This window comes from Mesorhizobium sp. M6A.T.Ce.TU.002.03.1.1 (assembly GCF_003997275.1).
Lineage (GTDB): Bacteria > Pseudomonadota > Alphaproteobacteria > Rhizobiales > Rhizobiaceae > Mesorhizobium > Mesorhizobium mediterraneum.
In genome coordinates, this window is the sequence record NZ_RZTI01000045.1 from 17,078 (window position 1) to 41,785 (window position 24,708).

Annotated in this window: 14 protein-coding genes and 1 pseudogene; 11 read left to right on the top strand and 4 right to left on the bottom strand. The window is 61.1% G+C overall.

Translation table 11 applies throughout. The features are described 5' to 3' along the window. Positions 1-290: 290 nt before the first annotated feature. The 4 genes from EOC93_RS15615 (at position 291) to EOC93_RS15630 (ending at position 7,095) form a co-directional block, all read left to right on the top strand. Positions 291-524, top strand: coding sequence for a hypothetical protein (locus EOC93_RS15615; protein WP_127205041.1), 234 nt, complete (start codon positions 291-293; stop codon positions 522-524). Positions 525-930: 406 nt separating this feature from the next. After that, positions 931-2,160: a DUF6361 family protein gene (locus tag EOC93_RS15620; RefSeq protein WP_127205042.1), complete on the top strand. Its 1,230-nt coding sequence runs from the start codon at positions 931-933 to the stop codon at positions 2,158-2,160. After that, positions 2,153-3,925 (top strand): phospholipase D family protein, encoded by a 1,773-nt coding sequence (locus EOC93_RS15625; protein ID WP_127205043.1) that lies wholly within the window; start codon positions 2,153-2,155, stop codon positions 3,923-3,925. Before EOC93_RS15620 ends, EOC93_RS15625 begins: the two co-directional genes overlap by 8 nt. A 455-nt stretch (positions 3,926-4,380) precedes the next feature. After that, positions 4,381-7,095 carry a helicase-related protein gene (locus EOC93_RS15630; RefSeq protein ID WP_164759152.1) on the top strand — a complete coding sequence of 905 codons (2,715 nt, stop codon included), beginning with the start codon at positions 4,381-4,383 and terminating at the stop codon, positions 7,093-7,095. Between the two features lie 315 nt (positions 7,096-7,410). On the opposite strand, the gene EOC93_RS15635 is transcribed toward EOC93_RS15630, so the two are convergent. The 3 genes from EOC93_RS15635 to EOC93_RS15645 form a co-directional block, all read right to left on the bottom strand. Further along, positions 7,411-10,731 (bottom strand): UvrD-helicase domain-containing protein, encoded by a 3,321-nt coding sequence (locus EOC93_RS15635; RefSeq protein WP_127205045.1) that lies wholly within the window; start codon positions 10,729-10,731, stop codon positions 7,411-7,413. Next, entirely contained in the window at positions 10,728-13,385 is a 2,658-nt protein-coding gene (locus tag EOC93_RS15640) for a PD-(D/E)XK nuclease family protein (RefSeq protein ID WP_127205046.1), read from the bottom strand. The genes EOC93_RS15635 and EOC93_RS15640 overlap by 4 nt, the downstream gene beginning before the upstream one ends. Before the next feature lie 619 nt (positions 13,386-14,004). Further along, positions 14,005-15,894, bottom strand: a complete 1,890-nt coding sequence (locus tag EOC93_RS15645) for a patatin-like phospholipase family protein (protein ID WP_281033144.1) — start codon at positions 15,892-15,894, stop codon at positions 14,005-14,007. A gap of 465 nt (positions 15,895-16,359) precedes the next feature. Between EOC93_RS15645 and EOC93_RS15655 the strand changes: the two genes are divergently transcribed. From EOC93_RS15655 to EOC93_RS15665, 3 genes are all read left to right on the top strand, one after another. Then, entirely contained in the window at positions 16,360-16,791 is a 432-nt protein-coding gene (locus EOC93_RS15655) for a very short patch repair endonuclease (RefSeq protein WP_127205047.1), read from the top strand. Beyond that, positions 16,778-17,962: a DNA cytosine methyltransferase gene (locus tag EOC93_RS15660; protein ID WP_127205048.1), complete on the top strand. Its 1,185-nt coding sequence runs from the start codon at positions 16,778-16,780 to the stop codon at positions 17,960-17,962. Before EOC93_RS15655 ends, EOC93_RS15660 begins: the two co-directional genes overlap by 14 nt. Positions 17,963-18,272: 310 nt before the next feature. Continuing rightward, positions 18,273-18,785, top strand: coding sequence for a methyltransferase (locus EOC93_RS15665; protein WP_245461470.1), 513 nt, complete (start codon positions 18,273-18,275; stop codon positions 18,783-18,785). 15 nt (positions 18,786-18,800) lie between these two features. Here the strand turns inward: EOC93_RS15665 and EOC93_RS15670 are convergent, their stop codons facing one another. Then, positions 18,801-19,496 carry a hypothetical protein gene (locus EOC93_RS15670; RefSeq protein ID WP_206532244.1) on the bottom strand — a complete coding sequence of 232 codons (696 nt, stop codon included), beginning with the start codon at positions 19,494-19,496 and terminating at the stop codon, positions 18,801-18,803. Positions 19,497-19,555: 59 nt separating this feature from the next. Between EOC93_RS15670 and EOC93_RS15675 the strand changes: the two genes are divergently transcribed. The 4 genes and pseudogenes from EOC93_RS15675 to EOC93_RS15690 all read left to right on the top strand — a co-directional run. Next, complete coding sequence (locus EOC93_RS15675; protein WP_127205050.1) at positions 19,556-21,922, top strand: ATP-binding protein; 2,367 nt, start codon at positions 19,556-19,558, stop codon at positions 21,920-21,922. After that, complete coding sequence (locus EOC93_RS15680; protein ID WP_127205051.1) at positions 21,919-23,601, top strand: DEAD/DEAH box helicase family protein; 1,683 nt, start codon at positions 21,919-21,921, stop codon at positions 23,599-23,601. The genes EOC93_RS15675 and EOC93_RS15680 overlap by 4 nt, the downstream gene beginning before the upstream one ends. Further along, positions 23,598-24,119 (top strand): hypothetical protein, encoded by a 522-nt coding sequence (locus EOC93_RS15685; protein WP_127205052.1) that lies wholly within the window; start codon positions 23,598-23,600, stop codon positions 24,117-24,119. The genes EOC93_RS15680 and EOC93_RS15685 overlap by 4 nt, the downstream gene beginning before the upstream one ends. A 339-nt stretch (positions 24,120-24,458) precedes the next feature. Next, positions 24,459-24,708 (top strand): annotated as a pseudogene (locus EOC93_RS15690) ((p)ppGpp synthetase); the annotation flags it as partial.

The window sequence follows — 24,708 nt, forward strand, 5'->3', positions numbered from 1 at the left end:
CGTTTGGGGCCGGAAGCGGACCGTCTGATCTTGGACTTAGCGCGCTAAAGGGCTACAGATCGCTACGTTGGAGCGGTGTCCACGATCTGAAGGGCGGTTGGAGATACAAGTCTGCGGCCATTCAGCAGCGCGCTGCCGCGTTGTACCAGGCAATCAATCCCAGTTGGTTGGCGACGGGCACTATCGTCTCGGTCCCATCTTCAAAAGCGCAGGGTCATCCAGACTACGACGACCGCTTGACCTAGGTCGCTAGGCTGCTGAGCACGCCTGCGCCCGACGTTCGGGAGATCGTGAGGCACAACGATTCTCACTCGGCAGCGCACGAGACGAACAGCAGTCTAACCGTTGAAGACCTGCTCGCCATCTACGAGATCGATGAAGCTGTGGCGAACAGTAATCCGGTCACCTCAATTGCCATCTTCGACGATGTCCTGACTGCCGCCACGCATTACCGCGCCATGCAGACCAAGCTTGCCGGGCGCTTCCCCGGCATTCCGATCTTTGGCATGTTCATCGCTCGATGAGCAGTTCCTCCGTTTGATCCCGAGCAGTTCGCATTGAAGGCGCTGTTGGTGAGGTTGAGGATGAGTAGCGGATGGCGCACCAGGCTCGCTGTACTTTGAGATTTACGTGGCTACTCGCCCCGCCGGCTATTCCACGCATCGCCGTCAAACGTCAACGGCGATCGCGCCGTTCGGAGACTGAAATCGCTTCGAGGAGCTGTGCGCCGGCAGATGGCGGAACAGGCATTTTCAAATAGCAGAAGCCATTGAGCTCAGGGCAGTGCCAATAGATTGACAGTCACGGGCAGCAAAGCGGATGCCGGACAGTTCCATGCGCCGTGGCCCAAAATAAAGCCTCGACATGTAAAGTCGGCCGACGCCTTGATGTGTCAGCTTCGGCAAGCTAATGCTTGCTGGGGGGATTTGAATGAATTTTCTGGGGTGGGTGGATCACGATCCGCGGCAGGAAGATGAAATCCTGCGCGCTCTAGGCGCTGCCAAGGGACATGATGCGCGCGATGAGCTTGGTCTTGCCTCCATAAGGGACAGCTTCGCCGACCTCTTCTTCCCCGGCCTTTCGACGATCCAGCAGCGTGTGCGCTATTTTCTCTTCGTCCAGTGGTGCTGCGAAATTGCGGCGTCGCAGGGTGAGGCCAGTCGCATCCTGAGCACGTTGCGAGAAAATGAAGACGCCCTGATCCATTCGCTCGAGCACCTTGGCGAGGGCAAGGGCGTTATTGGGATCGAGAGCAAGGAAAATCTCAAGCGCACGGCGAGCGAAATCTACTGGAACGGTCTGTTCGTCGTCGGGATGCGCAGCGCGCGCGGCAACCGCCGGCGCTGGGCTCGCCAGGTGGCGTCGAGCCGCAGCGCCGGCCGAGCAGACAATTTCAACGAGGAAGGCGCCAAGTCATCGGTCGACCTAGGCTTCGATCCTGATCGCCCCGGCCCTCCGAAGGGCTTTCCAAAGGTCGAACTCGATTTCACTCTGAATGCTGAGGAAGCAAACTTCCTTCGCGGGCGACTGGTGGACGCCTCCGTTGACTCGGACAGACGCGGACATGAGTACAACCTGTTCGGCACATTCGCTCGCTATCGCCGCAAGACCAACGTGCAAGCGCTCTGGGACCATCCGCGCATAAGCAGCCTCAAGACCGAGGCGCGCGATATGGTCATGCTGGGCGGCGCTTTTGCCCGGGTCATGTACGGCGCGGCGATCCTCTACAATGTCTGCGTCGCGCGCCTGTTGCCGTTGAGCGAAAGCACTGAGCGCTTGCGCACACACCATGACGACGCCTTCCTCAGCTGGGTCGATGAGCTTAATCCCGCCGATGTGATCCTGCTTGCCCGGCGCATCCCGGACCTACAGGCAATCGGAGCAATCACCCGTCACCGGATCGACGAAAAGGCGATAGGTTTCGTCCGGCGATGGACGCAACTCTGCGATAAGCCGCAGAGCCTGCTCAATGACCAAGACGCAAACCGGCTCGTAAGCGATCGGGAAGTCTATCTCAAGGCGGGTAGTGGCACGTCGCGCATACGCTCAGCCAAGCAGCGCGAGCGATGGAGAGGCGAGTCTGGAAGCCAGCAGATGGATTTCCGCTGGCGCATCGCGCGCAGCTGCCTCAACGATCTGGCAAAGCCTGCCGATGCTTGAGCCGCAAAGCCGATTGTCGTTCTACGATGTCCTGCGTCCGCCAAGCGGCTTCCAGCTGGATTGTCTCGTTGCGACCACCTATTCGGCCTCGCTTGATACGGTTCTTTCGTTGCCTGCGGCAATGCTGGTCGACGGCGCCGACGGGTTCAGGCGGGAGGCCGGTATCTTCACCGCTGCAGACCTCGCCGGGCTCAAGCGCATCTGCGGCCGCACGGCCATCTTTTGCCAGGGCGCGGCAATCCGCCCAGCCGAACGCATGCCGCCCGCGATCATCGAAGCCGAGGAGATGGTGCATGAGGTGTCGGCGCCAAACGGCGGCAGCTTCCATCCCAAAGTCTGGGTCATGCGATTCAAACATGGCGAGACGAACCGATCGTTGCTGCGCGCGGCAATCATGAGCCGCAATCTGACAGGTGACGCCTCCTGGGATGCCGGCATCGTTCTGGACAGCAACGTTGCTTCCGCAGAGCTGAAGGCGAATGATCTTGGCGCGCTTCTGCGTCTGCTGCCGGGTCGATGCCATCGCCCCCTCGATGCTGAACGGCGCGCGATGCTGCTGAAACTCGCCGAGGAGGTCGAGACAGCTAAATGGAAAATGCCCGCCGGGATCGGCGCGCCGACATTCCACCTCGTGGGCAACCAGCCCGGTCGCCCCTGGAGCCAGCCTAAGAGCGAACGGCTTGCGGTCATTTCGCCCTTTTTGACCCCAGGCGCCATCAAGACCCTCGCACGATCGGCGGACGCTCGTCCGCTCCTAGTGTCGCGCCCGCTTGCCCTGGATCGGTGCTGGCCGGTCATCAGCGGGCGGTTCGATCGCCCTATGGTGCTGGCCCCTCCGGGCGAGCTTACTGAAGCGGCGAGCACCAACGGCATCCACGCCAAGATCTTGCTCTGGGAAAATCGCTCGAAGGTCCGGATGGCGGTCGGATCGATGAATGCCACCTCGTCGGCCATCTCCGGCCAGAATGTCGAGTTCATGGTGAGCTTCGATTGTACCAGGGCGGTTGGCGCAGCCGGTATCGACACGCTCCTTGAGCGCAGCAGCCTCGGGTCAGTGTTGGATGACTACGAACCGGAACCGGCAAGCGCGCCTCCTCCCCAACCCTTCGACGACCGTCCCGCCCGGGCCTATCTGCTGGCCGCGCAACTCCATCTCGCCTGCAGCCTTGGAGAGGCCGGCTGGGAGCTGAGCCTGGTGCCGCAGGCGCCGTACCCTGACGTTGGAGCGCTGTTGCCCCACCTCCGCTTCCGTCCGGCGACGCTCGCCAGCGCCCGCGGGGGCGCATGCGGGGACGCCCTTTCCGCCGGGGAGGCGGCCCGGCTTCCCGGCACGCTCGAACTGGCGGAGATCACCGGCTTCACCGTCTTCGAAGCAGATGGACCCGAGGGACCTGTCGCTTTCGTTCTTAATCTCGAAGTGCGCGGGGTCGAGGACATGGCGCGGCGTCACGCAGCGCTGAAGGCTTTGCTGTCCGAAAAGCGCAGCTTCTCCGATTTCCTCCGGACGCTACTGGGTGATTTTCAGATGCTGGAGACCATTGCGGGCACAGACGACGCCCAAGGTCAGGCCGCAAGCTGGAGGCCAGCCGGCCAATCGGGGCTGCTCGAAATGCTTATCCGCTGCGCCGCCGACGAACCGGCCCGATTGCAGTCGATCAAAGAAACCCTCAACGCCTTCAGCCCGGACGAACTGGCAAGCGTGGCCCCGCCGGAATTCCTGCAACTCTGGTCAGAAGTTCTTAATATGGCGAGCAGCCAATCATGAGCGCATCAACCGGCAGAAGCGAGCCCACGCGCTTCCAGGCGAGGACCATCGCCTATGTAATAAAGCGGTTCTGGGAGGATGCTAAGCCCGCCCGCCGTTTCCTGGTCGCGGACGAGGTCGGCCTTGGGAAGACCATGGTCGCACGTGAAGTTCTTGCCGAAGCGCTGCGACGCAGACCCGGCGAGAGCACCGACATCGTCTATCTGTGCTCAAGCCAGCCTGTCGCGAGCCAGAATCTCAAGCGGCTGAAAGTTCACGGCCACGGCGGCAACACCAAGGCAACGCGCCTGACTTTGCTTGCAGCCGAACCGCCCGCGCCCAATGGCATTCGCTACTTCGCGCTGACGCCCGACACATCGTTCAAGGTGACAGGCCGGTCTGGCACAGCTCGCGAACGCGCGCTCATTTTCTGGTGCCTGCGCTCGATGTTCAGAGGCAATGGCTTTCGGACGATCATGCAGCAGGTTTCAGACGCGAGGTGGAAGACCGAGACCGATAGGCTGAAGAAGTTGAAGTTCGACCAAGCTGTGCTGCGAGCGTTCCGAACCGCGTTGAAGCAGGATGAAGCCCTGCAGTCAGACACGCGGCGACTGGCCAAAGAGGCAAAGACGGTCGGGAAGGGGGCGAAGGCCAAGCAGGCGTTCAAGAGAAAGCGCGATGCACTTGTCGGCAGATTGCGCAAGGAGCTCGCCTTGCGCAGCGCGGAGGCTATGGCCAGCAACGGGCTGGTAATCGTCGACGAGTTCCAGCGGTTCGCGTCCCTTTTCGATTTTGCGAATGCCGAGCACGATTTCGCCGTGCGTTTGGCAGAGCGCCTGCTGACGCAAGACATTCCGGAACGTCGCGTCCTCCTCCTCTCGGCAACGCCCTACCGCCTGCCGGGCGGTTTCATCGCGCCGGATGAAAAACCCTATGCGGACCTGGTCGCACTTGTGCGTTTCCTCGCCGACGCACAGGTCGCGGCCGCACTGTCGGAGGCGCTCGACCGCTACGCGCGCGCGATCCGGGCGCATCCGCCGGAACCCGGCACAGTCATGGCAGCGCGTGACGATGCGCGGGCGATCCTAGGCAAGATCATGTGCCGCACCGAACGAACCAGAGCGGTCGCCAACGCCATGGTCTCAGAGGAGGCTCGAAGCGTTTCTCCAAGCGCCAGCGATCTCAGCGGCGCTATGGCCGCGCGCCGAATTGCGAGGCGGCTGCAAACCCGCGATCCGGTCGAATACTGGAAGTCCGCCCCCTTCTTCCTTGACTTCATGCGCGACTATCAATTCCGGGACGCTGCGATCAACGTGGCGACCAAGAAGGATCGTCATTTCGTCTCGCAGCAGGCGAGAACAGGTCAACTGCTACTTGATCGCCAAGCGCTGAAACGCCTCGATCTTATCGAGTCTCCTTCGCCGCGACTGCGCCATCTCGTCAAGGATGCCATGCCTCCGGGCGTCGAGCGACTGCTGTGGATCCCGCCATCGCTACCTTATCTGAAACCCGGGGGGCAATTCGCCGAGGCCGCGCCGGATCTGAAGCGGCTCGTTTTCACCGAATGGCGGCTTGCGCCCGACGCCATAGCGGCACTGACGTCATACGAAATCGAGGGACGTCTTGCGGCAGGGTTGCGGGCCTCGCGCATAACACGCAATCGGCGCGCCGAACACGGCCTTGGTCAGCGCCACAAGCGCTTCGGCGAGTTGGGGAACATGCTTCGTCTTGGCCGTGCCAATCAGGCCGCAGGTGATCCAACCCTGGCTATGGTCCCTCTTGCGCTTCTGTTGTCCGGGCCGTGTATGGCAAAGTGGGGCGATCCCTTGCCTGCTGCCGTCGCAGCAGGTGCACCAATTGATCGGCAGGACGTTCTCAAGCTCGCTGAAGCCAGGATCAGGACGGCGCTTAAATCGCTTCCTTCGGGCGGTCAGGCGGGACGTGTCGATGATCGTTGGTACTGGGCCGCCCCACTCCTCCTGGAAGGGGATGCAGCAAACAGGGATTGGCGGCGCATGGATGACCCTTTCCTCGCCTCCAAAGAGGCTATTCAAGTCGACCTCGAACGGGTGAAAGGTGCGATCTACGCCATTCTCGCCCACCCTGACCGACTCGGAAGACGCCCCCGAAATCTCGTCCAGGTACTTGCGAAACTCGCAGTGGCTGGTCCAGGCAACTGCGCATATCGCGGGCTTTCGCGAACCCCATTCGCGCAAGTTCCAACCTCGCAGCTTAGACGCGGCGCTTTCCATATCGCACGTGGCTTCCAAAGCCTGTTCAACCAAAGCGAGGCGGCTGCGGCCATTCAACTCGAGCATCCCGGACGAAGGCGCGTGTTCTGGGATCAGGCACTCGACTATTGCATCGATGGCAATCTCCAGTCCCTGCTCGACGAGCATCTGCACTTCGAGGCTGACGGCCTTGCCATGTTCGATGGCACGGACGCGAAGAAACTAGAGATGGCCGCGATAGCGGTTCACGCTGCGCTGACGCTTCGCCGTGCCTCTATCGACGTGAGCGGTCTCGAGCGACGCCGCAACCCGACGACCGATGCGCCGGTGGACGCCGTGCGCTTGCGCTGTCGGCATGGCGCGCGATTTGCGGAGGTGAAAGAGGCTGACGGCACGGTCAGCCGCCTCGATGCGGTGCGCGCCGCATTCAATTCTCCGTTCAGGCCATTCGTCCTCGCCTCGACCGCGGTTGGACAGGAGGGCCTGGACTTTCATCCTTGGTGCCACGCCGTCGTGCACTGGAATCTCCCCCGAACACCTGTTGAACTCGAGCAGCGCGAGGGACGCGTTCATCGCTATAAGGGCCACGCCGTCCGGTTGAACGTCGCTGGCGCGATCAAGCTTTCTGGCTTGGCCGAAGGGGGGGCCTCCCCAGTTTCCGACCCTTGGCGCACGCTGTTCGAGATCGCAGCAACGCTTGACGAGGATAACGAGCTGTCACCATGCTGGTTGTTCGAAAAGGGGCCCAGTCCGACCAGGGTCAGGCGGATTATTCCGTTTCTGAATTTCAGCCGCGAAGAGGAAGGGTGGCCTCGCCTGCGCGCTAGGTTGGGCACCTACCGCCTCGCCATGGGACTGCCCCGGGCGGATGATCTGCTCGATGCGCTCGAACGGAACGGCGTCACGGCCGACCAAGCCGCGGCTTGGCAGATAGATCTGCGGCCTCCGTCGTTACCTTGAACGCTAGTCCCACACGGGCCGGCGGCCGAGCGCTGGTCGAGCAACAAGCGGGCTATCCAGCCGATATGCGCAAGCTCTCAGCTTTGGGACTTCCGTTTTGCCGCCTTCTTAGGAGAAGTTTTTGCCGACGCCTTTCGACTTCGCAGGGGCCAACCGGCGCAGTCACCACCCCCGGCACGTGTCGCAGGCGATGTCTGCTTTCAGGCGACGGCAAAGCTGACCTCAATGGCCGACTTTAGGCGCGAAGCGGCCATTCACCGTGCAGGAGACAAAGGTCGCCTTTGATGAAGGGCGTGAATTTGACACGTCACGGGTTCAATCAGCGCGGACACCTGGCTCCACCCACCGCACAGTGCCAGGGGTCATATAGACCAACGCGCCGCGGCGAGCCCCGGTTGTTCGCAAGTAGTCCTCGAGTTGGCCCGCGTGAATTCGCATGTCTTCTTCCGTCGGCGCGATGTCACTTTTCCAATCGAGAACGACCGAGGCGCGACCCTCGTCCAATGCGACGGCGTCAATCCGGCCGGCAAGCGCTGTGGGCTCGCTCGCATCGGCGAGCAAGGCGTAGATCGGCCACTCTGGAACGAGGCCCGGCCGCAGGGCGGCGATCTCCGGGAGATGCAGGGTTCTCCAGGCGGTCGAGGCGATTTCCTCGGCTTCGGGAAGATCGGCCTCGTCTTCGCGATCGACCACCAGCTCTGCGATAAGCTCCCGGGCGCGATCGGCGAACCCGACGAGGCCTTCACCAAGTTCGCCAGTCAGGACCTCCTCCATCACCTTATGCAGGACGAGGCCTCGGACACGTCCTGCTCCAATCGGCAGCTCCGTCTCCGGAGTGTCGCCGGAGCCGATCGAGATGGCTTCGGTCATAGGAACGCGATCGGGATCCTGGTTGCTCGGCTGAAGCCACGTGAGCGGGACGGCGGCAGCGGCAATGGCGGCACGCTCTGTCGCGAAGATGTCCGGCGTCTGTCCGTTTGGCAGATCGGCCGCGGCAGGGCGCGGTGCCGGTTCGAAACGCGAGAGATCCAGCAGCGGGAGGTCGTGTTGCGCCAAGTCGACGATCCGCGCCCAGGATCTTTGCTCCGCCTGCGGCAGCTCTGGGACGAGGAGGAGCTCGCGAGCGCGAGTGCATGCGACATACCAAAGGCGCTCGCGTTCACGGGCAAGGCATTCATCATCTGACGCGAGTGCCAGCAGAAGATCGGGCGGGACGACGTCGCCTATGAGCCAGTGCAGCGTGTTATCGGACGCGCGATGCACGAACGGCTCGCGCGAGCGGAGCAAGGTGGCTGTGTTGACCGGAATCACCACCGGCCATTCCAGCCCCTTCGCGCTGTGGATGGTGATGATCTCGATGGCGTCGCCTTCGGCATCAACCCGGCCCTCGTTGGACGGAACTCCCTGACTCCAATCCCTGGTGATGTCACGGACGAACCGCTTCAGACCGGTGACTCCGTAAGGCCGCGCACGTTCGAGAAAGGCTTCTACGTTCGCAGCCGCGCGGGCGCTGCGATCACCTTCGCGCGCGGCAAGAATAGGTCGAACGGCCAGCCACTCCGCTGCTGCGGCAAGCAGCAGCGCTGGTGTCGTCGCTCTCGATTTCCATCTCAGGTCTTGCAGGATCGAAAGTGTCCGACGCGCAATCGGATGCGTGACGTCGCTCAGGTCGGTCAACAACGAGAATCGCGGAACCGCGCGCGGGCGATCGGGGTTTTGGGGCAAAGCCGCGGTGATATCGAGAAGCTCTTCCTCGGTCAGTCCGACAAGGGGGCCTCGCATCAGCGCGCCGAAGGCCAGGCTGTCGCCGGCGTCGGCGAGCACGCGAGCTAGGGCGAGCATATCCTGCACCTCCTGACGTCGGAACAGGCCCTTGCCCGCTTGGGACGCGATCGGCAGGCCTCGTTGTTCCAGCGCGCGTTCATAGCGCCACAGTTCAGTGCCTGTCGGCGCAAGCAGGGCTATTCCGCCGGCGGTGAGCGGAACCATCAAGCCGTCGTCGTCGCGAACGTGCAGATTGCCGATGAGCCGCATGCAGAGTTCAGCGACGACTTCTGCCTCGGCATCGCGGATGTGCTCTGACCGCGAATTGGGCGGGACGTCGACGGTGATCCTGGCTGCACACGGAAGGTCGTGGGTGGGAGGATCGATGGTCGCCGTGAGCGCCACATAGCCAGGTTGCCCGACACCAGAAAGTGGCGTCTCGAAGCAGCGGTTGACATAAGTAAGAATGTCCGGCCGAGAGCGGAAGTTAGCGGTGATCTGGATGATGTTGTCCGACCAGCGCCGTTCGATTGCGGCACGCGCCTGCGCATAAGATCCGACATCGGCGCCGCGGAACCGGTAAATGGCCTGTTTCGGGTCGCCGACCATGAAGAGCGCCCCAGGCCTCAAGACGTTCTCCTGCCAGCGCGGCGCGCGGTCTTCAGCGGTGATCAGAAACAGGATTTCGGACTGAATGGGGTCGGTGTCTTGGAACTCGTCCACGAAGATGTGCCGGTAGCGGGCCCCGAGAGCGCTGCGCACGGCATCGTAGTCGCGGACCAGGGCCCGAGTCCGCTCCAGAAGATCGTCGAAATCAAGGACGGCCGCGGCGCGTTTGAAGGCGGCGTAGTCGTCAAGCACCTCATCGAGTTCATCGGATAAGCCAGCGACAAGCGCAGTTGCAACCCGGCCGAGCACCACCCGGTAGCAATAGTCGACCCGGTCGAAGTATTGGCCGGCCTCCCCACTGAGCTGGCTACCCAGATCCTTCCCGGCGACCTTTTCCCAGGCCGATTTCCGTCTTGGCCTGATTAGATCGAACGTGTTCTTCCGCATGCAGGAAAGTCGAATCGGATGGGCGAGCCCCCAGAGCCGGGGAAAATCGGGCGGTGTCTCAAAGCTGCCGGCGTAAAAGTTTGCCAGCGTCTCGAGCTCGCCCACCAGCTCGAGCGTTTTGGGCTCGACGGGTTGAGTGGCTATCCAGCGCCGGAAATCCGCGACCGCTTCGGCCAGGTCGATGTCCGGGCGGCCGGTGAGGTCGGCCGGCAGCGCCCGCGCATCACGATGCTTGAGACGAAAGCGCGCCAGTTCCTGAAGGGTGGAGACAACGCGGCGGGGGTCTTGGCGCGACAAGACTGCGATCGGATCGCTTGGCCGCTCCGGACTGTTGAGCCGCCGTTTGAGCCATTGCTCGAATACGGAGTCAAACGCAGCGGCGGCCTGGACGGCATCGAGCATCTGCGCGCCTGGATCAATATCAGCCTCGACCGCGTAGCTTGAGATGATGGTCTGACAGAAGGCGTGGATTGTTGCGGTCGTAAGTTCGTCAAGGTTGGCGGCGGCGGCGGACATTGCATCCCGCTGAGCCGCGTCGAGGCCATTGGGCAGAGCTTCCCGCAATGGAGCGGGCACTCGTTCGGCCAGAAGTTCGTTGACGTAGCGATGGACGCGCACCGACAGCTTGCTGGCCGCCAGCTCAGTAAAAGTGATGGCCGCGATCTCACTGGGTTGGGCGCCGCGCGCAAGCAGCATCGTCACGCGCCCCGCCATCAGGGCGGTCTTGCCGGTGCCAGCTGCCGCCTCGACCAGCAAAGTCGAGTCAAGTTCAGTCAGAGCCCGCCGGCGCGAGAAACTGTCCGCCAGTTGGATCATCGGCAGCTCCAGACGCGCGCAAAATCGTCGAACGCGCGGCTCAGCGCCGACTGTTTGGTCTGAAAGTACGTTGTCGGCGATGCTGGAAGCGCCAGCCGGAAGTCGTTCCAGTTCTCGCGCGCGTCCGGACCGGGCAAGGCCCACCCCTGCCGCAAAAGGACACCGGCCGCCCTCACATGGTCTGCGATCTCGGCGATGGCGCGATCGATATCGGGCAGTTTGTAGACCCGCGGCTCGCCGCCGCCGAGGTAGATGAGGCGGGCGACGACGCGCGGGTTGTCCGGCACGAGTTGCCGCGCCGCCAGCGCATAGATGACGCGCTGGAGCTCGGCGCCGCCCCCAAGCACGATCTGGTCGGCCTTCTTTGGCTCTGCACCCGTCTTGTAATCCGAAACGCGAACGGCGTTTCCTGTGGCGGTGATGTCGAGCCGGTCGATGCTGCCCTTGACCCGAACTGTGGTTCCGGTGATTTCAACCGGCGCGGTCGGATCCCAAGGAAGATCGCTCGCCGCAGCAACTGCCCCGTCGGCATAGCCGAACGCTAGTTCGGTCCAGCTGCGCGTGCCCGGCTGGAACGTCTCGTCAAGCGTCAAGGCTTTGAGCGCCAGTTGGGCAGCAGCGTCGAGGGTGTGCCGCCACAGCAGCAACGGCGGCACGGATCGCTTTAGCGGCCACTCCGCACTGACCGTCGTCGCCGCCTCTGCCAAGGCGGTCTCGATCTCGTGCCGCGCGGCGCGGGAATAGCCTGGACTGGGCTCGAGCGTATCGACGGTCCGCTTGAGGAGCTCATGCACGAGATCGCCATAGGCACGCGCATCGAGTGTCAGCGGCTGATCGTCTTCGAGGACCGACCGCCAGCCCAATGCATAGCGCCACAGGAATGCGAGCGGGTCGCGGAGCATCAGCCGCAGCGACGTCGCGGACTGAACCTCATCGATGGCGCGTGCGATGACTGGATGATCGGCCCTCGTCCGACCATCATGCGCGGTGATCGCGGGACTTCGCCAGTCGCGCCAGCACGCATTAGCCGCCGCCAGCGCCGGCGAGCCCACGGCCTCGTCCGGCCGGGCGAGCAGACGATCGGCCTCGCTGAACGCGTGCGTCGGGATTCGCGCCCGCTTGAGCCCTTGAACACCGGCCCCTTGCGGTGCGAGCGGACTGGCCGCGAGGAGGCCGCCTTGGGCATTCCGGCGGCTTCTCGATAGGATGCAGCCACCAGACGCTTGGGCAGTGATTACTTGGAACGCACGTCGGTCCTGCGCAGTGACAGGATCGGGATCAAGTATACCATGGGACAAAACATGGCTTGGGATCAGCGGATCTTCCGCAGCGCGGCGCGGCCATGAGCGTGTGGTCATGCCGAGCAGCCGTACCCACCGGCGAGGTGCCGCGGCGAGATGACTCGCCGGACACCACACGGCACAGGCGCCCGGGTCGCGGCCGTCGGGCAAGCGAAGCTCCTGCAGCGAGAACTCCAGCGCCTTGGCAGGCGCGCGCCGCAGTGCTTCGCTCCAGAGCGCACGAGCGGAGGTTTCCAGCAGCATCAAGCCAGCCTGATCCGCCGCGGCCGGGCCGTTGGCCAGCATTTCGAGGACGGGCGTCAGGATCGGCCTGGGATCGATGCCGTCGGTTCGAAGCCGGCGCGCTTCGTCTAGCGCGCGAAGCCATTGATCGAGTTCAAGGAGAGCGGCACCAGGTTGCAATCCAAGCGCCCAGTTAAGCGGCAAGTTTTGCAAGGCGCGGCTCCGGCCTGCGGCGTGACTAAAGAGCCGGCGCAGGCGATCCTGACTGAGGCCATTCAAGAGAACGTCGGCAAGTGCGCCACAAGCCTGGCCTTCGCGCGACGCGAGTGCCAGCACACCGTGCGAGAAATGCAGCGGCAGGTCGGCGTCCGCTGCCAGCATGAGAAAGTGCTCGTCCCATTCCCTGGTCGAGGTTGCGCAAATCGCAATTTCTTCGGGTCTCGCTCTTCCGGATGCGATGAGCTCGCGCATCCAGCGTAGCGCTTCCACCACTTCAGCAGCAGGATTGGCGCAGGACACCGTCTCCATGGCGACAGTTGTTGGGAGCCGGTCAGAAGTGATCTCGCCCGGGAACCAGCTGATGTCCGTGGCGCCGGGGCTGCGCCAGGAGAGAGGCACCGTCTGATTTAGAGCCTGAAGCAGAGGGTGCCAGACCGGGGCGACGCTGACGACGCGGTCAAGCTCCACTGACCCTAGCACGGCCGCCGCATGGCCGAGGCGCTTTAGCGCGGCGTCGCGAAGGTCACGCGCCGTCAGCACGCCTCTGGGTAGGTTTGCGCGGACGCGATGCTCGATCTCGGCAATATCCGCCAGTCGGGCGCTGCGGTCGTCCCCTATCGGCAGCGAAAGGTCGGCCTGCCAGGTTTTGGCGAGCGTCCTTGCGACGGCACGGATCATACCTGGAAGCTGCCGGATACTTTCTAACTCGGCAAACCCTCCGGCTTCGAGTGCAGCCCGGATGGCTGGATCGAGGTCTTCGGATCGGGCAGGTTGCGTAAAGCCGCCGGCCAAGCGGGCGGCCAGTTGCGGCATAGTGAGGATTTGCACGCCGGTTTCGCCGCGGCGCGCGGCCGCGATCCGGCGCATCCGGAAGGCAAGAGGGCCTTCGACGACGACAGTCCGGCGTTTCATTGAATGCCCTTTGTTCCTCGAACGGGTAGTCGGGTATCGGAAATCTGGTCCGCGACCTCGTTCCGTGCCCAAGCGACCCTGTTGGGCGCGCAATGTACATGTTGCCACCGAACAAACACTATGACGACTACAATGCCGCTCGCGATGAAGTCGGCTTTATCGGGGCAACGACTTCTGTGAAGAGGTTGGGCATCGCTGGTAGAAGCGGACTTTTTGTATCAGGCGGTCGTCCGAGCTAAAAGGTTCTGGCGCTGACTGATCGCCACCGTCCTACAATTGAGTTCCAAGCTGCATCTTATGCGACTTTGACCCTAGGTTGATTGCGATCCTGCCCAAGGTCCACCCGGTTCCGAAACGGCACAATCGCCAACTGCGGACGCTCTGGGACGACTTTGTGAACGTCTCAATCGGGCCGATTCCAGACGGTCCGATCTTGGGTCGTTGCCAGCGGATAGCCGCCATTCGGCTGCACCATTGCCGCCCTTCATGTCAAAGCGCAGGGACGCCAAAAGCGGTACTCATCCACCATGTGCTGTGCTCTCCCGTCGATCTCTAGTTGCAGGCCCAAGCCTGAAGCCCACTGGGAGATTGGGATGGCCCATCGGTAGATCGCCATTCATCAGTATGTTGGGGTGATCCGAAGCTGGGGTAGCGGGCGAGGGGCTCCTATTGTCAGGTCTGGCCCAAGATCTGACCACTCAGCCCCATTTTCCTCCAGAGATTTCAACAGAGCTTCGGCCGCCGCCTGACGATCTTGCGACCTAAACTGGTAGGACGGTGGCTCCGGGTTGCCGCTCTCTGCCATCGAGTGGGCGCCGGCATAGTCGGGAACCGTAGACTTGGCATTTTCTGCCACTTGTATGATGTATCGCTGCAGTGCTGCCGCTACGTTGCGCCAGCGTACCCAATAGTGGTTGTCGAACGAAAAGCGTGAGAAGACGCCGCCGGCAGCCGTACCCTTTGCGGCCACCGAATCCAGCACGGACTGTGGCATGTTCAGGTTCAGCCCCCCTTCTTCCGATGACAGCGGCACGTGGGCGATCCGGTCGCGGTGACCAGGAGCTCGGGACTGAAGAAGGTCGCGCCAGTTTTGCATCGTCGCGATGATGCCGAAGAGAAAGTTCGACAACTCTCGCGCGGCAGACGGAGCAGCTATCGAGTTGTAGCTTTGCTGCCAGCCCTGATTGTTTTCGCTTGGCAGAAAGACCTCAGTACTGCTGCGGCCCTCGTTTTCCCTAGTGCCGACCAGGTTAATAGCGAAGGTCGGCCAGCGAGGCAGCGCTGCGTCGAACAGATGTATGGGGAAGTTGCTGCTGATGCCGCCGTCGGAGAACCAGCATACACGGAATGATCTGGCTCCTGCGCCTCCAGGCGTCCCTCCCGTTGTGAGCGCCTCTGCAGTCGAAAGAACGGAGTCTTGGGAATTCTGATTGGGCGCGACGTCGTCGGCAGCACTTTCATGCCGTCGGTACTGCGCTTCGTGAAGAGGGACGGCGCTGATGAGTAGCGGGAAGCTCAAACTCATGCGCATGCCTACGACCACTGGAAGAGCACCTGCGTGGGGCAGCTCAAAGTACTCGTCTTCGCCAATGGTCGTCGGCGCTTTGCCGCGGATCATTGCTGCAATCACCGACTTTGGAAACAGCATCTCAAACTGGTCTTGGCGGAACCAGAAGCGGGCGTTCTCGAAGGGGATGCTTCGGGGCTCATGGTGCGACACGTCGGTCGATATCATCTGTAGCGAGATCGCCTGTTCCGACTTCGGCTCGTCGTCATATCTGGGGGCGGCCCAAAGCTCGGCGAAGGTCAGCGGTTCATTCGTGGGTTTGCCGGACAGCTCCTGAATGGCCTCGTGCAACCACTCCGTGAGCGCGGGATGCGAGTTACCGAGCCACGGTTTCGAGGGCATGCCGTTGCATATGCCAAGAAGGTTTCGTCGCGTGACCCGTGCAATGCGCAAAACCGCAAACGCCGCGGCAGCCGCGTAAGCGCAGAGCGCCGCTGGCACTGCCGCTGACCACACCCCTGGGAGGCCGTCGATCCAGAGGCCCAGGCCGAGAAAGATCGCGAGTGTGAGCACGGCTTCAATTGGCGCTATTATCAAGACCGCCAAAAGCATTGTGGCGGCTTTCATCAGCTGCGAACCTTCGCCGGTCAGCGTGACAAGCAAGCGATAAGCGTTGCGTGCGCCGGCCGCTGGCTGGAAGAGTCCAAAGATGAACCCTTCCGCCGTGAGCTTCTTGGCGACGCCTTCAAGGCCGGCGAAGCCAATCTTGGGAGAGCCGACTCCTGGCAACTCTGAGCTCCGCTTTTGCCGATCGCCATAGGCAGCCGCAGCGGTGATCGCCGCCGCGATGGCGCCAGCTGAAGTGCCGCCAATATTCTTAAAGCGGAATTGCTGGGTGAGGGCGAGAACGGCGTTTGGATACACGAGCCCACTCGTGATGCCGCCCTTCATGACCAGATCGCAATACTTCATGCGCAAGCCCCAATTGCCGTGGTCCAGCAAATAGCCAGCCTGCTCGGTGCAGGAAGGGCCCTCGCAAAAGGCGCGGGGCCAGGAACTACGGATCGTCAACAGTACAGTTGCATGGCAATCAAGAGGTCGTCGGTTCGATTCCGATTGGCTCCACCAAACAGTCACAAGTAGTTAGAAGGAGAGCAGGTTCGGAGGTGTAACCCCGAAAACGCTCTAGGGTAACCGCCAGGGTAACCGCCCCCCCTGAAAGTGATGCTCGACACAACCGTCTTCAACCACTTGGTGCAAGGCTCGATCGATCCGGCATCAATACCTGCGACTGGGACGACCCCGGTTATCACCCATCTTTAGAACGACGAAATCGCAAAAACCGCCGATCCCTGTTAAGCGCAAAGCTCTGCAGGTGCCCCGTTGATCGATTCCGGCTCACAGTTGCAGCCATCTGCGGCGAGCCAACCCTAGACACGCGAGATCAACTTTCTTTATGCTCGTGTAGTGACCGACACCCTTACCGTTCTCGAACGAAGTCAGCGCATGGCGAGAGTCACCGGCGTGGACACTAAGCCCGAGCTGATTGTCAGGCAGCTACTCTGGCGCATGGGATACAGATATCGCCTCCATGCACGTGACCTACCCGGCAATCCCGACATTGTCTTTCGAAGTCGCAAACGCGCGATATTCGTACACGGCTGTTTCTGGCACCGCCACAGCGACCCAGCGTGCCGGCTGGCGCGGTTGCCGAAGAGTCGGCTGGACTTCTGGGTGCCGAAGCTGGAGGGTAACCGCGCACGCGACGCAGAAAATATCTCGCAACTTAAAACGCTTGGGTGGCATGTCCTGCTTGTCTGGGAATGCAGGATGAAGGATAGAGAACAATTAGGAAACCGACTTTATTGGTTTGTCGAGGGGATTGATGAAGGCGATTGAGCTTTTCGCCGGCGCCGGAGGCCTTGGATTAGGCGTTAGCCGCGCGGGGTTCAAGCCGATCGAGGTTGTCGAATGGGACCGCTGGTGCTGCGACACCATTCGCGAGAACCGCGCGCAGGGCTCCGATGGAGTACGTCACTGGCCGGAGCCGCGCGAGGGCGATGTTCGCAGTTTCTCGTTCGAGGGTCTCGCCGGCATCGATCTGGTGACGGGTGGCCCGCCCTGCCAACCCTTCTCACTGGGAGGGAGGCATCGCGCGCAGCATGATCATCGCGACATGTGGCCAGAAGCGGTGCGCGTCGTGCGCGAGACCCAGCCGTCAGCGTTTATTTTTGAGAATGTGAAGGGACTCACTCGTGAGACGTTCGCGATTTATTTCAGCTACATTTTCCTCCAACTCACGTATCCCGAAATCGTGTTTCGTGGCGATGAGACATGGCTTGATCATCGCGCCCGATTAGAACAGCACCACACCTCGAGCCGGTCCTCGGGGCTGAGCTACCGAGTGCTCCCGCCAAAAGTGCTCAATGCGGCCAATTACGGTGTGCCGCAAAAGCGTGCGCGCGTCTTCTTCGTTGGGTTTCGCTCGGACCTGGGCGTTGAATGGTCGTTCCCGCGCGAGACGCATTCCCGTGACGCGCTTCTATGGGATCAGCATCGAGGCGGCGACTATTGGGATCGGCATGAGATAGCTAAGTGCCATCGCCTGGCCGACGAGCCTGCAGTACGCGCTGCTGAGGCGATTGCCGTTAGACCCGCCACGCTTCCCTGGACAACCACCCGCGACGCGCTGATCGGACTGCCTGATCCCGAACTGTCGCCACGGGCGGCGCACGGGTTCAAGGACCACCGCTTGCAAGTCGGCGCCCGCTCGTACCAAGGGCATACCGGAAGCCCGCTTGACGAACCCGCCAAGACCTTGAAGGCAGGCGTTCATGGGGTACCCGGCGGCGAGAACATGCTGCGCCGTCCCGACGGCTCGGTTCGCTATTTCACGGTGCGCGAGAGCGCGCGGCTGCAGACATTCCCGGACGACTACGTGTTTCACGGCTCCTGGAGCGAGACGATGCGTCAACTGGGCAACGCTGTTCCGGTCGACCTCGCCTACGTAGTGGCTTCGTCAGTTCGCGAACATTTGGATCGAGCGAACGCCCATGCCGGCCGAGCATGAGTTACATTAACTACCATTCACTCCCGTCTATGATCTTCAGGAATGCGTCGCCGCCGGGTTGTTCTCCGGTCGGTATTGCGATTTCGCCTGAATCACTTGTGAACATGGACCAGGCGGGCGCTAGAGCGATCTAATGAACGTTACCCAAAACAAATCCCATGCGGTCATGGCCCAAAGGTACGAGGCCGCAGATAGTCTAGACGATTTTCCCACCCCACCGTGGGCCACTCGGGCGCTCATCGAGCATGTGCTTGGAGTTGATGAAGTAGGGTCGATGAGTTGTCTCGAACCCGCGTGCGGACGCGGCCACATGGCTGAAGCGCTGAGACCCTACTTTCGTACACTGGAGGTGAGCGACATCGGCGGCTACGGATACGGCGATCGCCGCGATTTTCTTTCAATTGAAAGCCGCCCGATCACCGACTGGGTAATCACCAATCCGCCCTTTCGCTTAGCTGAGGACTTCTTTCTGCACGCTCACCAAATCGCGCGCGTCGGCGTCGCCCTTCTCGTGCGCACCGTCTTTCTCGAGAGCATTGGTCGACACCAGCGGGTCTTCTCCAAATTCTCTCCAACAATGGTCGCTCAATTCTCTGAGCGAGTGCCGATGGTAAAGGGGCGGTTGGACCCAAAGGCGTCCACCGCCACCGGATACGCCTGGATCATCTGGCGAAAGCCGCTGGTTCAGGACACGCGTCTTGTCTGGATACCGCGGTGCCGCAAGGTGCTGGAGCGAAGCACGGATTACGAGCCCGGGTTTCTCAGCCATTCCTCCGTGACCGGGAAAATATCACGTGAGTCGGCCGGAATCTCAGACCTGTAAGCGCTGCATCTTCGATCAGACAGCTCCATGCTCGATCAAGGCGTAGAGCTCATCGCGGAATCGAGCATTAACCGCCTCAATCGCGGCCTGAACAGGAAAATCGAAGTGCTGATCGAGGTCATCTCCTACCAACGAGAATGGTTCGGGGATCGATCGTAGCCCATAGTAGAACACGATGTAGGCGGCGGCACCACGCGCCGGGATCCCCATCGAACGGGCATAATCTCTGAGATGCATCTGGGTGCGCAGAAGCTCGTTCAGGATCAGGCGCTTTTTCCCAGCATCATATGCGCCGTTGCCACGTTTCACATTGTACGACCCGATGATGCCATTAGCGTTGTCGAAAACGAGAAGATCAACCGGTATGGTTTGATCGTACTCGCCATATGACATCGACATCTCCCTATAGGAGGCGGGCGGTCTGGCTTTCTGCAGTTCAAGTCGGGAAGCTGGGCCGAGTTTGAATTCGTCCTCGGTCCATACTTGGAGACGTCCGCAATCCTTCAATCTCTCGAGCAGCGCGCGGCCCAGGATCTGGCCATGTCGCTTATAGGCTGAACTAATAATGCTGGTCGCGCGTGAATACTTCGTGCCTCCGATTGGATCGGATCGAAAGCTTGTGTCGGCCAGTCTGGACAACGCCGCGCTTAGCGTCGGCTGCATCCGCACCAGGAAGGCCTCGAGATCTTCTGTTTGTCGCTCTTTCATCATCGCCCCGGTAACTTGTATCATCTACGGTGGACACGCACTATCGAATCGAGGGGGGGACGATGACGCAAGCAATACCTCAGACCGCCGGCACGAGGGAGTTTGATCTCGCCCCTTCGCCGCGTGTTCTCCCGATGCTCGGCGAGATCAACCTCGACCAGTGGCGGTGCATTGGTGAGTTGGTGGATAATTCGATTGACGGCTTTCTTCACGCGAAGCGACGTGGCGAGGGTTTAGGTGATCCCGTCGTGCAGGTCACCCTTCCGGAAGCTGACCGAGAGGAGGCCGTCGTTCAGATCGTCGACAACGGCCCGGGAATGACAACCGAGAATCTCGAGAAAGCCGTGAAGGCGGGTTGGTCGGGCAACAATCCAACCGACAATCTCGGTCTTTTCGGAATGGGGTTCAACATTGCAACCGCGCGCTTAGGCCTAACCACTCAAGTGTGGACGACCCAGGCCGGCGATTCTGAGTGGCATGGTCTTGAGATCGACTTCGATCGCCTGCAGCGTCAGGGGAATTTTCGCACCCCGTTGCTGACTACGCCGAAGCCCGACACGTCTGTCCACGGAACGAAGATTATCATACGTCGGCTTAAGCCGACGCAGCGCCAATGGCTTGCGAAGTCCGGCAATCAATCACAGCTCAGAAAGAGGCTGTCGCAAGCTTATGCCGCGATGCTCCGACCTAATGGCCACCCAATTGAGTTCAAGCTGTATCTAAATAACCGCGTGGTCCAATCCCGCCCGTTTTGTCTTTGGGGGGAAACTCGATCAACCGAGTTGCCCGACCTTGGCGAGGTGCTCGCTGTCCAAACGTTCAACTATCCTCTCGGCGACCGCCACCATTGCATATCCTGCATGAACTGGGTCGCAATCCCGACTACCGCGCCCGAGGTGTGCCCAGTGTGTGGAGGCGAGGGAACTCTGCAGAGACGAACACGGCGTGTACATGGTTGGATCGGCCTTCAACGCTATGCGGATACCGTCGACTTCGGCCTCGATTTCATCCGGAACGGACGGAAGATCGAACTCAGCAGCAAAGACCTCTTCATCTGGCGCGGCGACAACGGTGAGGAGCCTGAATACCCGATCGATGACCCGAGCCGACGCGGTCGGTTTGTGGGCGAAATCCACATTGATCACTGCCGGGTGAATTTCGCCAAGGAACGCTTCGACAGGACTGACCCGGCTTGGGATGAGATGGTGAAGCTCATCCGGGGCGAAGGGCCGCTACGTCCAGAGAAGGCTCGAGAACTCGGGCACACCAACAACAGCAGTCCTCTCTTCAAGCTTTATCGAGCGTTCCGCCGAATAAGGCCGCATAGCAGCGTCGCTGGCGGTTGGAGGCGCCTTCTGGCGGTCCCCGACAATGGGATCGCCAAGGAACTCTCTCAAAAGTTCTATGACGGACATCCCGATTATCAGGAGGATACCCATTGGTGGCGCCTCATCGAGGAGGCCGAGCGGCGGCTGCTTACAACATCCGGCACCCCGGGTGACGAAAGTATTGATGACGATGAGCTGCCGGAAGGCTTGCTCGATGAGCCTGAGCAGCCACAAGCGGAAGCGCCACAGGTCGCGCCACCACCCTCGCCAGACTATCGCGCGCAACGGCGCGAGGCTCCGAGCCTATCCAGAACTTACGTCTACGCCCCAGCTGGTCAGACCTTCACCGTTAGGGCGTTTGAGTGCGTCGCGCATGATCCAGACATCGGCACTGACGCCGCCTGGAGTCTCGTTATGGGCGAGGTGGTGACCAGGACCTATCATTTCTTGTTCAAGCCGCGAGCCGATGTGTTTCGTTCCATCACGCTCGAACCTCTAGACGCGCTTCTCATCGAACTCTCGTTTCTCACCGGCGAGTATCTGCGGACCGCGAAAGTAGCGCCTTCCAATGCCGCGCTGCTAGGTTACTATCGTGAGCACTACGCCCAGACGGCAAGCTTGGACGCTAGAATGATCGCGTTGGACGCGAGCGATGCGCTATCCACATTGGCTAGAGCGATTCTCCACAACATGCCGGGTACTGAAACCAGCAAGCTGTTCGATGCCCTCACTGTTGAGCAACGGTCTGATGTCATGCGAGCATTAGCTCGAAAAGGTATCGCGCCCGCAGCTCCAATCGCGGACGGCTCGTTTCTCACCGCCGCACCTGTGACGATCCTCGGGCAGATTATCGAGGCGTTCCCGAAGCTCGTCTTCGACGGAACGTTCTGGGACACACCCTATTCCTCGCTTGACTATGGTGACGCCCAGCTTACCGAGCGCGCTAAACAGCAAGTCATCGACCGAGCGAAGTCGCTCGTCTCGGACGCCTCTTGGCTCGCGGAGGCTGACAGCACAATTCTAGGCGACATTCGCAAGGAGGAACTGGTCCGAGGATTGATGTCCGTCAGTCTCCTACGTCCTGACCGGGAAATCCTGTGAGCCACCCGTTCCTCGATGAGCGCCGCCTGCTTGACGGTCCATGGCAGGCTTTTGAGCGCGACGTCGCAAGAGCGTTTATGTTTGCGGGGTTCGACGATGTCCGCATCGTCGGTGGCACCGGCGACATGGGCGCCGATGTCGTGGGCGTGAAGGCCGGCCAAGTTTGGGTTGTCCAGTGTAAGTTCACGAGCACCTCATCACCCCCGAAAGCGGCGGTCGAGGAGGTGCTCGCGGCTGGCCGATTTTACGAGGCCCATCGCATGGCTCTGGCGACCAGCCGCGCGCCAGGCAAAGCCCTTATCGACGAGTTGGCCCGTGTAAAGGAACTTGGGTTCAAGGTCGAGCTGCTCAGCCCAAACAAACTTATGCAGATTATGGCGAGCGTACCCGATCTGCCGCCAACTCGCAGGGAATTACGACCCTATCAGGACTATGCTTGTGATCGTCTTTTTGCTGCGCTGGAGGAGACAGGTCGAGGCCAACTTGTCCTGGCGACGGGGCTAGGAAAAACGGTCGTGATGGCCGAGGTCGCATCGCGCCTTTTTGACGCCGGCACCCTAGAAAACAAACGCATCCTAGTTATCGCCGACAAGCGTGAACTTGTTCGCCAGCTCCAAATTGGGTTCTGGGCGCAGCTGCCGAAGAACGTCGCCACACATCTTCTCGCGCCGGAAGAGGAACCTGCCTACTGGGAGGGAGTCACATTTGCGACGGTTCAGACGGTTCACAGCCGGATTGAGAAGCTGCCGGAATTTGACGCTGTCTTCGTGGACGAGGCGCATCACATCGGTTCACGGACATATCAGGAGGTGTTGCATAAACTCGCTCCTAAGCGGCTCGCTGGCGTGACTGCCACCCCATGGCGCGGCGACGAATTCGACATTGATAGCGTGGTCGGCCAATCTCTCTCTCGCGTTGGCATCGCTGAGGGTTTGAAGTTTGGTTATTTGAGCGAGGTCGATTATCGGCTGCTTGCTGATAACATTGACTGGGAATTTATTCAGAACGCCTCGGCCTATGGCTACACGCTGACTGAATTGAACCGGCGGCTGATTATTCCCACCCGCGACGAAGAAGCGGCTCGCATCTTCGCCGACGTCTTCAAGCAGGAGAACCGCAAGTCCGCGCTAGTCTTCTCGCCGAGCGTCGATCACGCGGAGCACTTCACTGCGATGCTCCGCCTGTTCGGCTTCCGGGCTGAAGCGATGTTCGGAGCCTCGCCAGCTCGCGAGCGAGACAAGCTGATGTCGCAATTTAAGAGGGGTACCATTGATGTCCTCTGTACCGTCGATCTATTCAACGAGGGCGTCGATGTACCCGACGTTGATCTGATCGCGTTCATGCGCGCGACCCACAGCCGTCGCATTTTCGTGCAGCAACTGGGCCGCGGTCTTCGCATAAAGCCAGGCAAGGACAAGGTGGTTATCCTTGATTTCGTAACAGACCTGCGCCGCATTGCCGAAGTCACCGAACTGGAACGAATGGCGGGACTAAACGCGCCGACCGAGAAGCTGCCATTGGGCGGCCATCTCATCGAATTCGCGGATCGGTCCGCAGGCTCCTTCCTGATGGAATGGGTCAAGGACCAAGCGTCACTCTTGCTTCGAGAGGGGGATCCCACGTTAGATTTGCCCAGCTTCGAATATCCGAACACGCTTCCGCGAGGGGGCGTGCATTGACCGTCCCGAGGGAGATCCGAGACGCGATCAGGGAGCGCCTTTGGCAAACGGCAGACCGCCTCCAGTGGGATTCTCTCACCCAATCGGAGAAAGCGCGCCATTATCAGCAATGGACCGACAGCGATATCGGCCGAACTCTCGCCGCCCACATGGATGCTCGATCTGTAAGGGTCTATATCAAGGACACGCTCCTCAAAGGCTTCAGCCGCCAAAAGCTCAACCTGCATGAAGGCCAGGTATTGCGCATCCTACAGCGACACCGCCAGGACGTCGCGGAGAGCTTCATAAAGCCTCACGGCTTCCGTTTCTCCGACGGCGCATTTGTGGCGTGGGGGCGAGCTGACGACTGGAAGTCGCTACTTGGTGCTCTGTTCGAACGATCTTACGGAACCAACGGCACGACACTAACGGCCTTTCTATTTCGAGCTGCGCCTAGGTACGTTCGTCCGTCAGCGCGCGAACTCGTCGAGGCCGCTGCGAATCGCCTCGGGGTAGCCACATGTATTTGGTACGACTGAGGAGGCCGGTCCGTATCCGGCTAAAGCGGCTCAAGTCGCATGACGCTTGATACCCAACAACAACAACAACAGCCGCTCGGGGTGTGGAAAGTTGCCGTTCGGCTCATCTGCCGTGAACGAACAGGTCGTGCCAACTACGGGCATCGCCAAGCCACTACTCGGACGTCCCGTTTTCACGCAAGCGGAGCAGCGGCTTTTGGGAGCGCCTTCTCAAGAGCTGCCGTAGCGCGAGCCCACCGCAGCGGACAAACGGCTAAATCGATCCCGGGGTAAGGTTCCGAAAAATCGCTTTGCTGGCGGCTGCTGGCAGGCTTTAGTGCAGCCGGGGGAACAATCAGCATGCCGTCACTTGATTTTGACGCCGAGAAGGCCGCATTCCGCAACTACTACAACGACAACGCACAGCGCCTTGAGCAGGCGAAGGACGCCTTCCTCACCCTGCTCAGCTCACTTCTCGCCCATGGCGATCTTGCGGTGGCGGCCGCTACCGGCCGCATCAAGGACCGGGAGGAGTCGATCACGAAGTTCACGCGGAAATATCAGAGCGCTCTCGAAAAGAACGAGCCGCAATCCGATCAGGTCGGTAATG